This window comes from Pelagibacterium halotolerans B2, assembly GCF_000230555.1.
GTDB classification, from domain to species: domain Bacteria; phylum Pseudomonadota; class Alphaproteobacteria; order Rhizobiales; family Devosiaceae; genus Pelagibacterium; species Pelagibacterium halotolerans.
The window spans coordinates 2,229,870-2,244,425 of the sequence record NC_016078.1; the positions used below are offsets into that span (position 1 = coordinate 2,229,870).

The 14,556-nt window shown below is 61.4% G+C and carries 16 protein-coding genes; 3 read left to right on the top strand and 13 right to left on the bottom strand.

Annotated features, from left to right (window positions below):
* Positions 1–9 precede the first annotated feature (9 nt).
* The 3 genes from KKY_RS10915 to KKY_RS20710 form a co-directional block, all read right to left on the bottom strand.
* Complete coding sequence (locus KKY_RS10915) at positions 10–798, bottom strand: molybdopterin-binding protein (protein WP_014131405.1); 789 nt, start codon at positions 796–798, stop codon at positions 10–12.
* On the bottom strand, positions 795–1,634 hold the full coding sequence (locus KKY_RS10920) for a cytochrome b/b6 domain-containing protein (protein ID WP_014131406.1): 840 nt from the start codon (positions 1,632–1,634) through the stop codon (positions 795–797). The genes KKY_RS10915 and KKY_RS10920 overlap by 4 nt, the downstream gene beginning before the upstream one ends.
* A gap of 71 nt (positions 1,635–1,705) precedes the next feature.
* The gene (locus KKY_RS20710; RefSeq protein WP_014131407.1) at positions 1,706–2,044 is read right to left on the bottom strand and encodes a hypothetical protein; all 339 of its coding nucleotides are present in this window, start codon (positions 2,042–2,044) and stop codon (positions 1,706–1,708) included.
* Between the two features lie 172 nt (positions 2,045–2,216).
* Between KKY_RS20710 and KKY_RS10930 the strand changes: the two genes are divergently transcribed.
* From KKY_RS10930 to KKY_RS10940, 3 genes are all read left to right on the top strand, one after another.
* Entirely contained in the window at positions 2,217–2,750 is a 534-nt protein-coding gene (locus tag KKY_RS10930; protein ID WP_014131408.1) for a sigma-70 family RNA polymerase sigma factor, read from the top strand.
* On the top strand, positions 2,750–3,388 hold the full coding sequence (locus KKY_RS10935) for an NrsF family protein (RefSeq protein WP_014131409.1): 639 nt from the start codon (positions 2,750–2,752) through the stop codon (positions 3,386–3,388). The genes KKY_RS10930 and KKY_RS10935 overlap by 1 nt, the downstream gene beginning before the upstream one ends.
* A gap of 179 nt (positions 3,389–3,567) precedes the next feature.
* Positions 3,568–5,181: a bifunctional metallophosphatase/5'-nucleotidase gene (locus KKY_RS10940; protein WP_014131411.1), complete on the top strand. Its 1,614-nt coding sequence runs from the start codon at positions 3,568–3,570 to the stop codon at positions 5,179–5,181.
* Positions 5,182–5,267: 86 nt separating this feature from the next.
* Here KKY_RS10940 and KKY_RS10945 read toward each other — a convergent pair whose 3' ends face one another.
* The 10 genes from KKY_RS10945 to KKY_RS10990 all read right to left on the bottom strand — a co-directional run bounded on the left by KKY_RS10945 (position 5,268) and on the right by KKY_RS10990 (position 14,542).
* Positions 5,268–6,314, bottom strand: a complete 1,047-nt coding sequence (locus tag KKY_RS10945; RefSeq protein WP_014131412.1) for a Gfo/Idh/MocA family protein — start codon at positions 6,312–6,314, stop codon at positions 5,268–5,270.
* A gap of 146 nt (positions 6,315–6,460) precedes the next feature.
* On the bottom strand, positions 6,461–7,246 hold the full coding sequence (locus tag KKY_RS10950; protein WP_014131413.1) for a ThuA domain-containing protein: 786 nt from the start codon (positions 7,244–7,246) through the stop codon (positions 6,461–6,463).
* Between the two features lie 254 nt (positions 7,247–7,500).
* Positions 7,501–8,496, bottom strand: a complete 996-nt coding sequence (locus KKY_RS10955; protein WP_014131414.1) for an ABC transporter substrate-binding protein — start codon at positions 8,494–8,496, stop codon at positions 7,501–7,503.
* Between the two features lie 71 nt (positions 8,497–8,567).
* Complete coding sequence (locus KKY_RS10960; RefSeq protein ID WP_014131415.1) at positions 8,568–9,434, bottom strand: ABC transporter permease; 867 nt, start codon at positions 9,432–9,434, stop codon at positions 8,568–8,570.
* Positions 9,431–10,312 carry an ABC transporter permease gene (locus tag KKY_RS10965; RefSeq protein WP_014131416.1) on the bottom strand — a complete coding sequence of 294 codons (882 nt, stop codon included), beginning with the start codon at positions 10,310–10,312 and terminating at the stop codon, positions 9,431–9,433. Before KKY_RS10965 ends, KKY_RS10960 begins: the two co-directional genes overlap by 4 nt.
* 3 nt (positions 10,313–10,315) lie before the next feature.
* The gene (locus tag KKY_RS10970; protein WP_014131417.1) at positions 10,316–11,095 is read right to left on the bottom strand and encodes an ABC transporter ATP-binding protein; all 780 of its coding nucleotides are present in this window, start codon (positions 11,093–11,095) and stop codon (positions 10,316–10,318) included.
* Between the two features lie 3 nt (positions 11,096–11,098).
* The gene (locus KKY_RS10975) at positions 11,099–11,299 is read right to left on the bottom strand and encodes a hypothetical protein (RefSeq protein WP_041528715.1); all 201 of its coding nucleotides are present in this window, start codon (positions 11,297–11,299) and stop codon (positions 11,099–11,101) included.
* 8 nt (positions 11,300–11,307) lie between these two features.
* A complete protein-coding gene (gene hydA / locus KKY_RS10980) occupies positions 11,308–12,762 on the bottom strand; it encodes a dihydropyrimidinase (RefSeq protein ID WP_014131418.1) in 1,455 nt (484 codons plus the stop codon).
* Complete coding sequence (locus KKY_RS20010) at positions 12,759–13,136, bottom strand: endonuclease domain-containing protein (protein WP_083824258.1); 378 nt, start codon at positions 13,134–13,136, stop codon at positions 12,759–12,761. Before KKY_RS20010 ends, hydA begins: the two co-directional genes overlap by 4 nt.
* Positions 13,137–13,291: 155 nt before the next feature.
* Complete coding sequence (locus KKY_RS10990; protein ID WP_014131420.1) at positions 13,292–14,542, bottom strand: Zn-dependent hydrolase; 1,251 nt, start codon at positions 14,540–14,542, stop codon at positions 13,292–13,294.
* Between the last annotated feature and the right edge of the window lie 14 nt (positions 14,543–14,556).

Consider the following 14,556-nt stretch of genomic DNA (forward strand, 5'->3'; position numbering starts at 1 on the left):
GGGATTCAATCAGATCCCCGCATACCAATCATACCCGTGGTCGGCCCAATAGCTGCCCTTGCCGCGGTGCAACTGGCTGAAATCGTCGACAAGTTCGATGCGGCGCAGATATTTGGCCATCTTGTAGCCAAGCTGGCGCTCGATCCGCACCCGGATGGGCGCGCCGTTGCGCACCGGCAGCGCGGCATCGTTCATGCCATAGGCAAGGATGGTCTGCGGGTGGCGCGCGTCGATCAGGTCGACGCTCTCGTAATAGGGTGACGCCGAGAGCCCGCCTCCATAATTGTCGAAGCAGTGGAACACGCAATAGCGTGCACCGGCCGTGGGGCGCACCTCATCGAGGATCGTCGCGAGCGGGACCCCGGTCCATTTGGCAATGCAGCTCCAGCCCTCGACGCAATCGTGGCGGGTGATCTGGGTGCGCGACGGCATGTTGCGCAACTGGTCGAGCGAATACGATTGCGGGGTTTCGACAAGTCCGTCGACCACCAGTTGATAGTCGGCAAAATCATTGTCCCGCAGCGCCACATAATCGGCTTGCTCGGGATCCGTCGTGCCATTGGGCCGCATGCCCTGGCGGATTTCGCTCTCGGCAAACTCCTTGGCCAGTGCCTCATCGCCCAAAAGCAACCGCTGGGCGGCAAGGGTGAGATCGTTGGCAGAGGCCAGCGTATCGCGCACCGGATGGCCGGGCCGCAAAAGGGAATCGAACTGATCGCACCCCGCCAGCGTCACGCCGGCAAGCCCGGCCGCCGACGCGGTGAGGAATTTTCGCCGCCGTATCGAAAAGCGTTTCATTTTCCTTCCTCCGTTTCCGGATCGATGCGGTATTTGCCGGTGATCATCGAGCGCATGGTGTTGAGCGGTCCGGCCAGCAGCACCATGGCAATGTGGACGATGAAGAACCCGACCAGCAGCGCCATCGTGATGAAATGAATGGTGCGCGCGGTCTGCCGCCCGCCGAAAATTTCGATGAGCCAGGGCCAGGCTGCGTTCATGCCCGGCGACATGGAAAGGCCCGTCAGCACAATCAGCGGGAACAGGATCAGCAGCACCACACCATAGCTGAGCTTTTGCAGCACGTTATAGTGCCGCGTGTGGGGGAATTTAAGGCGCGCGTGGGCGGCAACGTCGGACGGCAGCGACCTGATGTCTCTGCCGGTGGGGATGATGTCGCGCCGCAAATGCCCGTTGATGAGGCTGGCCACGAACCAGACGAACATGGTGCCGACCAGCACCCAGCCGAAGAACAGGTGAACCACCCGGCCCGTCCCCAGATCCTGGTAGGAGGGGATGGTCGCCCAGGCCGGAAAACCGCGCACCCGCTCCTGACCTTCCGGCCCCGAATAGCCGAAGACACCGGTGGTATCGAAGCGATGCCCGAAGATCGTGGTGATCCCGGAGATCGATCCGTCGGGATTGCGGATGGCGCCCATGGAAAAGATCGAGTTCGAAAATTCAAACCCCGATTGCTGTCCGATATAAAGGCTCGGATGCGCGTTGAAGATCTGCAGCCCGGTGAGCAATAGGAAAAACAGGCAGATGACCCACACCCAATGGGTGAGCCGCGTCCAGATCGACTGGCGCTTGATGATTTGGCTGGTGGCTCTTTCCCGGCTGGGGGCTCCGAACATATTTTTCTCCCTGTCGGAATGCTTCGCCCCGCGGCAACCGCCATGCGGGACGAAGCGATATTAGAGCAGGCTTACTGCTGGGGCGCCATAGCATCGCCCGCCATAGCGTCGCCCGCCATGGCATCGGTGTCCATATGTTCGCCGTTGTGAACCATCTGACAGGCATGTTCAGCGGCTGCGGCCACTTCAGCAAAAGTGATCGCCTGGGCCTGCTCGATGCAAAGCGCAAGGTCCTCATCGGACATCATCGGGGCCATGGAATCCATGGCCATCGAGTCACTGGCCATGCTGTCGCCCGCCATAGCGTCTCCGGCCATGGCGTCTCCAGACATGGCGTCCTGGGCTTCGATTGCGGCGACAGGCAGGGCCAATGCAAGAAAGGCGGCGGCAAAAATGGTTTTGTTGAACATCGTTTTAATCTCCCTGGGAGTTGCGACCGCATCTCACTGTTACGGTACGAGCCAACATTCGTTTGTGCTTCAGCCCCGGTTACACCCTCACGAAATCGTGTTCCCAACTCGATTATTTCACCGCGCCGCTGTAACGTTTGCGCAGCGCGGGACGAATAGGGACCTGATGCATATGGATTCACTCGAAACGCGACTGCGTGCGCTCGTCCTGCTCTCGCTCGAGGGCGACCGGGCGGCCTATCGGCAGCTTCTCGGCGAGTTGACCCATTACTTGCGCATCTATTTCGCCCGGCGGCTGGCTCCGGCTCACGCCGCCAATGTCGAGGATCTGGTTCAGGAGACACTATTGGCCGTCCACGCCAAACGGCTGACCTACGATACGGCCCGGCCCTTCACCGCCTGGCTGCACGCGCTTGCCCACCACAAGCTCGTCGATCATTTGCGCCGTCACGCCATTCGCCCCACGGTGCCGCTGGACGACGAGATGACCGGCGGCGTGCCTGCTGGAGACCTGGCCGCCCACGACCTCGACAGGGTCCTCGAAACGCTGCCCGAGCGCACCTCCACGCTGATCCGCAGGGTCAAGGTCGAAGGCGCCTCGGTCGCCGAAGCCGCGTCGGCCCACGGCATGAGCGAGGGTGCGGCAAAGATTGCCATCCATCGCGGGCTCAAGGCCCTCATGGCGCGTTTTGCAGGAGACCGGTGATGAGCCAGGACCTTATCGATCGACTCGTCAGCGACCTGCGCCCCACGCGGCGCGGCGCGCTGCAATGGCTGCTCGTGGGTGCGATTGCGGCAGGGATGATTGTCGCTGCGGCCATTATGGTGCCCTGGATCGGCCTGCGCGCCGATATCCTGACGGCACCGGGCACCGCCATGTTCTGGATCAAGCTCGGCTATACGAGCGTGCTTGGCCTGCTCGGCCTTGCCGCGGCCATGGCGCTCTCCCGCCCCGACAGGCGCAAATGGCCCGCCCTTTGGGCTGTGGGCGGAGTGTTCGTGCTCACGCTGGCCGGCGGGCTCTGGCAATGGGGCAATGCGCCCGAAGCGGTAAGGCCGGTCCTGGTCCTTGGCGGTACGGCGCTGGTCTGCCCCTTCCTGATCGTCGCGTTTTCGGCGCCTGTGCTCGCCATCATGCTGGCGTCCATGCGCAGGCTTGCCCCGGCCAACGCCACTTTGGCCGGGCTGGCTGCGGGGCTCGCGTCGGGCGGCGCGGGTGCCTCCGTCTATGCGCTCCATTGCGGAGAAAGCGGAATGCTGTTTCTTGCGCTCTGGTATTCGGTGGGGATCGGTCTGGTTGCACTGTGCGGCGCAGTGCTGGGACGAACCCTGCTGCGCTGGTAGGCAACATGTGACAAAGCCGTCATAAATTGACCACCCGGTCAAATTTCTGCTTTCCCTCTCCCGTCAACTGTGTTTGACTTTCGCCCCATATGCACAACGGCGGCGCTGTAACACGACCGTCGCAAAGGCATGGAATAGAGGCGTGGTAAGCGTCTCGATGACAAAGGGAACAAGGGATCATGAAACATCTGCTGCTCGGCGCCTCCGCGCTGGCGCTGACCGTGGGGCTGACCGGCCCCGTCAGCGCGCAGGAAGGCGAATTCACGCTCAACATCCTCCATATCAACGATTTCCATTCGCGTTTCGGCCCGATCGACGGCTATGACGCCAATTGCGATGCCGAAACCGACGCAGCCGGTGAGTGTTTTGGCGGCATCGCACGCCTCAAGACAGCCATCGACGGCAAGCGAGCCGAACTCGAGGGCGAGAACGTCGTGCTTCTCGATGCAGGCGATCAGTTCCAGGGTTCTCTGTTCTACACTCAATATCGCAGCGAGATCATTGCCGAGTTCGCGAACGATCTGGGGATCGAACTGATGGCCGTGGGCAATCATGAATTCGATGACGGCCCCGAAGAACTTGCCGCCCTGCTCGACGCCGTCAATTTCCCGATCATCTCGGGCAACACCAATGTCGAGAACGAGCCCCTGCTCGCGGGCCGTATTCCAGGCACCCACATCATGGAGATCGGCGGTGAACAGGTCGGCTTCATCTCCGCCCTGGCAGAAGACACCGACGAAACCTCCTCGCCCGGCGACGGAGTTGAATTCGAAGATACAATCGACAGCTTGACGGCCCAGGCCGAGGCACTCACCGCCGAGGGCATCGACAAGATCATTGCCCTCACCCATGTCGGCTACAATCAGGACCTCGAAATCGCTTCGAACGTCCCGGGCGTGGACGTCGTGGTGGGCGGCCACTCGCACACCCTTCTGTCCAACACCGACGAAGGCGCCGCTGGCGGCTACCCGACAATGATCGACGGCGTGGACGGCAATGAAGTTCCTGTCGTCACCGCTTATTCCTACGGCAAATATCTGGGCGACCTCGTGGTGACCTGGGATGCCGAGGGCAACGTCATTTCGGCCGAGGGCGACCCGATCCTCATGGATGCTTCGGTTACCCCGGACGAGGGTTACGTTGCCCGTCTGGCCGAACTCGAAGAGCCGATTGCAGACCTTATGAACCAGGTGATCGGCACCGCCACCGACACGATCGACGGCTCGCGCGAAACCTGCCGCATGCAGGAATGCACGATGGGCAACCTGGTTGCCGATGCCATCCTCGACGCCGCGTCCGAGGAAGGCGCCACCATCGCCATCCAGAACGGCGGCGGCCTGCGTTCTTCGATCGATGCCGGCGAAATCACCATGGGTGAGGTGCTGACGGTGCTGCCCTTCTCCAACACCCTGGCAACCGTGGATCTCTCCGGTGCCGATGTAATTGACTCGCTGGAAAACGGCGTGTCCGACATCGAGAACGGCGCCGGCCGCTTCCCGCAGGTCGCCGGGCTGAAATATTCCTACACGCTGGCCAATCCGGCCGGTGAGCGCATCAGCGACGTGATGGTCGATGAAGGCGGGGAATGGGTCCCGATCGATGAGGAAGCGACCTATACCATCGTCACCAACAACTACATGCGTGGCGGCGGCGACGGCTACGGCACCTTTGCCGAAGGCGACAATCCCTACGATTTCGGCCCGCCGCTCGAGCAGGTCCTGGCCGATTACATCGCGGCACAGGGTGGCGAATACACACCTTACACCGACGGGCGCATCACGATCGTCGAATAGGCGAAAAGCCTGTCCATCATGCACAAAGGGGGCGGCCGCATCTGTGTGACCACGCTCCTCTGTGCTTCCCCGGCGAAGAGGCGAATTTACCCTACGACGATTTCCTGCCGCTTGGTCTCCGATACAAAGCCCAGATCGAGTACCTTTTGCATGTCCGCCGCATAGCGGAAGCTCGGATCGCCATTGACGCCCGAATGCACGGCCTCGACAAAGCGGTGATAATTGGTCGGCACAGGCTCCACGGGCACGTCCTGCCAGTGAGCGATCTCGGCATCCTCACCCGCACACATCTGCAGCGAGGACCCGTTCATGCCGTGCTGCACCTCAAGTCCGCCCTTGTCGCCATAGGCCCGCAGGCGGAGCGTGTTGAGATATCCCGACGCCCAGCGCGTCGCGTGCACCACGCCGAGGGCGCCCGAACCGAATTCGAGGCTCATGGTGAAGCTGTCATTGGCATCGAGCACATAGTCCCCGATCTGCCCATCCGGATCCTTGTCGAAGGCTTTCAGCCGGCAGAACATGGAGGTGATCGGCGCATTGATCCCGAACGCGGCAAAATCGAGAATGTGGATGCCGATGTCGCCCAGTGTCCCGTTCGAGCCGTGCGCGGTGGACAACCGCCACAGCCATGTGGGATCGGTCCGCCAGTCGCCCCAGGCTTTCGAGACCAGCCAGCTTTGCAGATAGCTGGCCTCCACATGCTTGATCGTGCCGATCGCGCCTTCATCAACCAACTGGCGGAATTTCTGCAGTTCGGCGACGTTGCGGTAGGTGAGGTTGACCATATTGACCAGCCCCGCCGCTTCCGCCGCGTCGGCCATGCCCTCCGCATGCCCGTAATGGGTCGCCAGCGGCTTTTCGCAGAACACGTGCTTGCCCGCTTCTATCGCCTTCATCGAAGTCTCGAAGTGAAACCGGTCCGGCGTGACATTGGCCACCGAATCGAACTGGCCCCAGTCGAGCGCTTCGTCGAGCGAGGTGAAGGTGCGGGCGATGTCGTAGCTCTGGGCAAAGCGCTGGGCGCGCTCGGCATCGAGATCGACAGCCCCCACGATTTCAACGCCGTCTATGGCACCAAAATGCGCCGCATGGCTGGAGGCCATATTGCCCGTGCCAAGGATCACAAGACGCATGCTGCGCTCCCGCGATAGAATTTAAATGATCGAGTTTCAGCCCGCTGGATCATTTCACCGTTTCACGGAAACGGCGCAACGATCCAAGTCCTTGTTTTGTCGCGCTTCCGAACCGGACAAGTGGGCCCACTTGTCCTGGAAACGCCCTAACGGAAGCCTTCCTCACCCGCCTTGTGCAGCTTGCCGCCACGCTCTTCGATCTTTTCGAGCGCCTTGTCCACCGGCACGTTGGGAGCATCGTGAACACCCACATAGGGCCCCTGCGGGTTGTACGCCCACTTGACCGCGTTGCGCAAAACCTTGCCCACAGTCGCGTCGTAATAGGTGGGATAGGTCTCATGCCCGGGCCGGAAGTAAAAGATATTGCCCGCCCCGCGCCGATAGGTCAGCCCCGAGCGAAACACCTCTCCGCCCTGGAACCAGGAAATGAACACGGTTTCGAGCGGTTCGGGCACCGAGAACGGCTCGCCATACATTTCCTCATTCTCGAGTTCGAAATATTCGCCGAGCCCTTCGGCGATGGGATGGCGCGGATTGACGACCCACAGCCGCTCGCGCTCGCCCGCCTCGCGCCATTTGAGCGCGCAGGGCGTGCCCATCAGCCGCTTGAAGATTTTGGAAAAATGCGCCGAGTGCAACAGGATCAGTCCCATGCCTTCCCAGACGCGTTCTGCCACACGCTCGACGATGGCGTCATCGACATCCCCATGCGCCGCGTGGCCCCACCACAACAGCACGTCGGTATCGGCCAGAACGGCGTCGGTCAGCCCGTGCTCGGGGTCCTGCAGCACCACGGTATCGACCGAAATTCCGGCATCTTCGGCCAGCAATCTGGCGATCTGGGCGTGCATGCCCTCCGGATAGAGTTCGGCCACAACCTCGCTTTTCTGCTCGTGAACATTCTCGCCCCAGACGAGCGCCTTGATCGTCATTGTCCATCACTCCTGTCGCGGCCCTGCCGCGAGCCAAAACGTTTTGGATTTTCATATGCGCCGAAGCGCCACCATCCCGGGCGCTTCATCCGCAATGTCTCTTGATGATTACCGCGCGCCCACATCCCTGCGCGGCCCCAACCGTGTTTCCGCTCTATCGTGTTTGCGGGTCGATTTGGAGAGGCAAAATGCAACACGCGAACAAAAAAAGAGGCGGAAGGTTCCGCCTCTTTCGTCCGAATCGATAGGCGCCGTTATTCGATGGCGTCGGTGACAACCGTCGTATAGGCGCCTTCGGGCTCCGCGGTGATCGCCGGATTGTCGGGGGAAACCGCCGAAAGCAGCGTTGCGACGGTCTGCTCGTAAGCTTCGACATCGAGGGCCGGCGTGTCCCCGACAAGCGCTGCCGCCTCATTGACCTGATAGATCTGGCTTTCCAGCGTCAGGGCACCCGACATGTCGTTGTTGAGAACGATCTCGGCGGCTTCCTCGGGATTGGCCTCGGCATATTCCCAGCCCGCCATCGAGGCTTCGACAAATGCCGCCATCGCCTCGACGAACTCGGGATCTTCAAGCCGGTCTTCCATGACATAAAGACCATCTTCGAGCATGCCCACGCCTTCATCGGCGAAGTTGAACAGCGTCAGGCTGTCCTCGGGAATGCCCGCATCGAGCACCTGCTTATACTCGTTGTAGCGCATGACCGAAATACAGTCCGCCTGGTTCTGGAGCAACGGATCGGCCGAAAACGCCTGCCGCAGCACTTCGACCCCGTCATCCCCGCCATCGGTCGACAGCCCGAGCTGGGCCATCCAGGCGTAGAACGGATATTCATTGCCGAAGAACCACACGCCCAGCGTCTTGCCGGGGAAATCGGCAGTGGTTTCCACTCCGCTTTCTTCCGAACAGACCATTTCGAGCGCCGTTGTGGCGAAGGGCTGGGCGATATTGACAAGCGGCACGCCGCGTTCGCGCGCCGCGAGGCCCGCCGCCATCCATGTGGTGATGACATCGGCACCGCCGCCGGCGATCACCTGTTCGGGGGCAATGTCGGGGCCGCCGGGATTGATGGTGACATCGAGACCGGCCTCTTCGTAATAGCCCAGGTCCTTGGCCACGAGGTAGCCAGCGAACTGGCCTTGGTTGACCCATTTGAGCTGGAAGGTCAGCGGATAGAGGTCCTGGGCGAAGGCCGGACTGGCCGAAGCCATCAATACGCCCGCCAGAGCCGCGATTTTGAGAGATTTCATGATGTTCCCCTTGGTTGATGATGATCCCGGCCTGCCGTTTGCCGCGGCGGACGGGCAGTCTTGCCTGGCCTCTACCGTCCCCCACGAACGGATGGATGCCAGAAGGTAACGGCGCGTTCGATGAGCGCAATCACCCCATAGAACACTGAGCCGGCGAGCGCGGCGACCGCGATCTCGGCCCAGACCATATCGACTTGAAGCCGTCCGATGGCCGCGGATATCCGGAACCCCATCCCCACGACTGGAGTGCCGAAAAACTCGGCGACGATGGCCCCGATAAGCGCCAGCGTCGAATTGATCTTTAACGCATTGAAGATGAAGGGCCATGCCATGGGCAAGCGCAATTTTGCGAGTGTCTGCCAATAGCTGGCCGCATAGGTTGCCATGAGGTCCTTTTCGATCTGCCCGGTCGCGTTGAGCCCCGCCACGGTGTTGACCAGCATGGGAAAGAACGTCATCACCACGACGACGGCGGCTTTCGACTGCCAGTCGAACCCGAACCACATCACCATGATCGGTGCGATGCCGACAAGAGGCAGAGCCGAGACGAAATTGCCCACCGGCAGCAGCCCGCGCTTGAGGAAGGGCGAGCGGTCGATAGCGACGGCCACGATGAACGCCGATCCACAGCCTATGGCATAACCGATCAGCACCGATTTGAGGAATGTCTGCTGGAAGTCGGGCCAGATCGGGTTGGGGATCGAGGCCCAAAGCCGCTCCCAGATCACCGATGGTGGCGGCAGCAGCACGGCGGGCACGTTCAGGCCCCGCACCAGCCCTTCCCAGACCACCAGAAGCACAACGCCGAAAATCACCGGCACGGCGATATTTATGGCGCTCGCGGCGGCCCGCTCGCGGGTTCTGATCCGCACCAGAAATTCGTTGATCCCCCACCCGGCCAGCCAGACCGCCAGCGCCGTCATGATCCAGCCATTCATGCGGGTGCCCCCATCATTTTGGCGGTGAGCGACTGGATGGCCCCGATGGCAAAGATCAAAGCCGCCGAAAGCGCAGCCGCCATCAGGAGCGCCGCCCAGATCTGCGTCGTCTGCCCGTAATACGACCCGGCCAGCAGCCGCGAGCCGAGCCCGCCCGCCGCGCCGGTCGGCAATTCGCCGACGATGGCCCCGACCAGCGAAGCGGCAACGCCCACCTTCATGGACGTGAAAAGATAAGGCACGGCTGCCGGCCAGCGCAGCTTCCAGAACACCTGATTGCCCGAGGCGTTATAGGTGCGCATCAGATCGAGATGGATGGCTTCGGGGCTGCGAAAGCCCTTGACCATACCCACGACCACCGGAAAGAACGACAGATAGGTCGAAATCAGCGCCTTGGGGATCAGCCCGGTCAGTCCCACCGAATTGAGCACTACCACCACCATGGGCGCAATCGCGAGGATGGGGATGGTCTGGCTGGCGATGATCCACGGCATCAGCGAGCGGTCCATCGCCCGGTTGTGAACGATCAGCACCGCCAGCCCGATCCCGAGCAGCGTGCCGAAAATGAACCCCAGCCCGGTCGCCGAAAGCGTGATCCAGGCGTGAAAAATCAGGCTGCGCGGCGTGGAGGGATTGGCGTTGAACACCGAATTGTAAAATTCGACGGCCACCTGATGCGGGGCCGGCAGCACCGGGCGCTGCTGGGCGAAAACATCGGCCAGAAACTGGGTCAGCGGCACATCGACAAGATCGGCCCGCGCATAAACGCTCTGCTGCCAGGGCGTGTTGAGAATAATCGTGCCGGCGTACCAGATGGCGATGATGGCAAGCACCACCACAGCAACCGGAACGAAACTCCCCTCAGCCAGCCGCTTCATTTACTATTCCTCATAGGAATGACCGGCCCGCAGTCCCTCGCGGACCCGGGCGGCGATTTCGAGGAATTCGGGCGTTTCGCGGATATCGAGCGGCCGTTCCCTGGGGAGCGTTGATTCGATCACATCGGTCACCCGGCCCGGACGCGGGCTCATCACCACGATCTTGGTCGAGAGATAAACCGCCTCGGGGATCGAGTGGGTGACGAAACAGATGGTCTTGCTGGTCTTCGCCCAAAGTTCGAGAAGCTGTTCGTTGAGATGGTCCCGCACGATTTCGTCGAGCGCGCCGAACGGCTCGTCCATCAAGAGCAGATCAGCATCGAAGGCCAGCGCGCGGGCAATCGAGGCGCGCTGCTGCATGCCGCCCGAAAGCTGCCAGGGAAATTTCTGCTCGAACCCTGAAAGATTGACCATCTCCAGCGTCCGCGCGATGCGCTTTTGCTGATCGGCCTTCGAATAGCCCATGATTTCGAGCGGCAGCCCCACATTGCGCTCGATGGTCCGCCACGGATAGAGCGCCGCGGCCTGAAACACATAGCCGTACGACCGATCCTTGCGGGCCTGTTCGGGGCTGTGGCCATTGACGGTGATCGTGCCCGCTGTCGGCTGTTCGAGATCGGCGATCACCCGCAGGAACGTCGTCTTCCCGCACCCCGACGGACCGATGAACGATACGAACTCACCCTTGGAAATGGACAGATTGACGTCCGAAAGCGCATGCACCGGGCCGTCGGCAGTTTCGAATGTCAGCCCGAGCCCCTTGGCCGATACAACTGAAGTCATGCGCTAGTCTTTTCCAATTTGATCATCGAAGACGGTTATCCCTCGCTCGTCCAACAGCCTGTTTATCTTGAATTCGATTGCATGAAGCAGATACGCCACGGCGCCCACACCTAGCGCCACATAGACGGCCGCAAGGTCATCGCGCCAAGCCGCGACTGCCACCCCGATCGCCACACACAAGCCGATTGCCAAGCGCGTTTTCAACTAGTTTCCTAAACCCCGCTCGCCGGAATGCCGCTGCGCTCCACCTTGCGCGGTGCGGTCAGTTCTTTCCACTTGGAAAGCGCTTTGTTCACAGCCTGGAAGGGTTCGCGTGGCACGAACTGGCCATGGCCTTCCTTGGGCTGAATCACCCCGTCCTCCACGGCCACCCGGCCCCGCGTCAGCGTATAGCGCGGCAGGCCCTTGACGTGTTTGCCCTCGAAGACGTTGTAGTCGATGGCCGATTGCTGGGATTTGGCCGAAATGGTCTTTCCCTTTTCCGGGTCCCACACAACGATATCGGCATCCGCGCCGACAAGAATGGCGCCCTTTTTGGGATAGACGTTGAGGATCTTGGCAATGTTGGTCGAGGTGACGGCGACGAATTCGTTCATGGTCAGTCGCCCTGTCGCCACGCCATAGGTCCACAGCATCGGCATGCGGTCTTCGAGCCCGCCCGTGCCGTTGGGGATCTTGGTGAAATCGCCAACACCCGTGCGCTTCTGCTCGGTTGTGAAGGCGCAATGATCGGTCGCGACCACCTGCAGCGAGCCTGATTGCAGCCCGGCCCACAGCGAATCCTGATGCGCCTTGTTGCGGAAAGGCGGGCTCATGACGCGGCGGGCGGCATGGTCCCAATCCTTGTCGAAATATTCTGACTCATCGAGCGTCAGATGCTGGATCAGCGGCTCGCCATAGACTCGTTTGCCCTGCTGGCGCGCCCTTCGGATCGCCTCATGGCTTTCCTCGCAGGAGGTGTGAACGACATAGAGCGGCACTCCGGCCATATCGGCGATCATGATCGCCCGATTGGTGGCTTCGCCCTCGACCTGCGGCGGGCGGGAATAGGCATGGCCCTCCGGCCCGTTATTGCCGGCGGCCAGAAGTTTCGCCGAAAGATCGGCGACCACATCGCCGTTTTCGGCGTGGACCAAGGGCATGGCACCAAGCTCGGCGCAACGCTGGAACGAGGCATACATCTCGTCGTCCTGCACCATCAGCGCGCCTTTATACGCCATGAAGTGCTTGAAGGTGTTGATGCCTTTTTCCTTAACGACCGTTTCCATCTCATCGAACACCTGCTCGCTCCACCAAGTGATCGCCATGTGATAGGAATAATCGCAATGGGCGCGGCCAGACTTGTTATCCCACATCGACAGCGCTTCGAGCAGGCTCTGATTGGGGCTGGGCAGGCAGAAATCGACAACCATCGTCGTCCCACCCGCCAGCGCGGCACGGGTGCCGGATTCAAAATCGTCGGATGAATAGGTGCCCATGAAGGGCATTTCCAGATGCACATGCGGATCGATCCCGCCCGGCATCACATAGCATCCCGAGGCATCGAGCACGGTATCGCCAGACAGGTTCGGCCCGATCTCGACGATGGTCTCGCCTTCGATTTTGATATCGGCGGTGTAGGTCAGATCGGCGGTGACGATGGTGCCGTTCTTGATGACTGTGCTCATGATGATTCCTTTTGAATTTGGTCTTGAGGTGCGGGGTGGTATCGGACACCCACTGGACCTCGTCGTTCCAGCACCTCCAATACCGCCGTCAATACACCATCGGTTTCCTGCAAAACCTCGTTGTTCCAAAAGCGCAGAACGCTATAGCCCTCGGCATTCAGGGTCTTGGTTCGCTTTGCGTCCGAAATTGAGTTCGCATGCTGACTTCCATCGACTTCGACAACGAGCATGGCTTCACGACAGACGAAATCGACATAGAACCCTGCAATGGGAAACTGGCGGACAAATTTCCATCCCGCCAGTTGCCGATTGCGCAGGCGATGCCAGAGCTGGGTTTCCGCGTCCGTCGCGCTGCGGCGCAAACGACGGGCGATCCTGTTCCTGGCAAGCGCTGTCCCCTCCCCCTGCCTGCCGGCATCCCTCTCCCCAAAGGGGCGAGAGACTCCAGCGTTGCCACCGCTACGGCCTGCCCCCTCTCCCCGCTGGGGAGAGGGCTGGGGTGAGGGGCTGCTGAGCTTGCGCGGTTCACTCACCCCACGATCTCCGCCGTCTCAACCACAGCATGCAGCAGAACATCGGCGCCGGCCGTCGCCCATTCTTTGGAAATATCCTCGGCCTCGTTGTGGCTCAGCCCATCGACGCAGGGGCACATGACCATGGCCGTCGGATAGAGCTTGTTGATCCAGCACGCGTCGTGCCCGGCACCCGAGACGATGTCGCGATGCGAATAGCCGAGCCGTTCGGCGGCGTTGCGGACCGCTGTGACGCAACCCTCGTCGAAGGTGACGGGATCGAAATGGCCGGCCACCTCGATTTCCATGCCCAGCCCCAATTCCTCGGCGATCTTTGGAGCCTCGGTTTCGAACCGGGCCTTCATCGCGTCGAGCACCTCCTGGTGCGGGGTGCGGAAATCGATGGTGAAGACCACCTTGCCGGGGATCACATTGCGGGAATTGGGATAGACGTCGCAATGGCCGATGGCCCCCACCGCCTCGGGCTGATGGCTCATGGCGATCTGGTGGACCAGCTCTGTCATCCGCGCCATGCCCAGCCCGGCGTTCCTGCGCATCGGCATCGGGGTCGAGCCGGTATGGGCGTCCTTGCCGGTCAGCGTCACCTGCAGCCACCAGAGCCCCTGCCCGTGGGTGACGACGCCGATATCCTTGCCTTCGGCTTCGAGGATCGGACCCTGTTCGATATGAAGCTCGAAAAACGCCTTCATCTTGCGCGTGCCGACCTCTTCGTCACCGACCCAGCCGATGCGCTTGAGTTCATCGCCGAATTTGAGCCCCTTGGCATCGACCCGGTCATAGGCCCAATCGAGTTCGTGCACGCCAGCGAAAACGCCTGAGGCCAGCATGGCGGGCGCAAAGCGGGTGCCCTCCTCATTGGTCCAGTTGGTCACGACGATAGGGTGTTTTGTCTTGATGTCGAGATCGTTGAGCGTGCGGATCAATTCGAGCCCGCCTAAAACGCCGAGCACGCCATCATATTTCCCGCCGGTCGGCTGGGTGTCGAGGTGAGACCCCACGTAAACCGGCAGCGCGCCAGGGTCGGTGCCCTCGCGGCGCGCAAACATGGTGCCCATCTTGTCGACGCCCATTTCGAGCCCCGCCTCGTCGCACCAGCGCTGAAACAGCTCGCGCCCAACCTTATCGGCATCGGTCAGCGTCTGGCGGTTGTTGCCGCCGGCCACGCCGGGGCCGATCCTGGCCATTTCCATTATGGAGTCCCAGAGCCTGTCGCCGTTGACCTTTAGATTGTCTCCGAGTGTCGCCATGCTCTTTGCTCCCG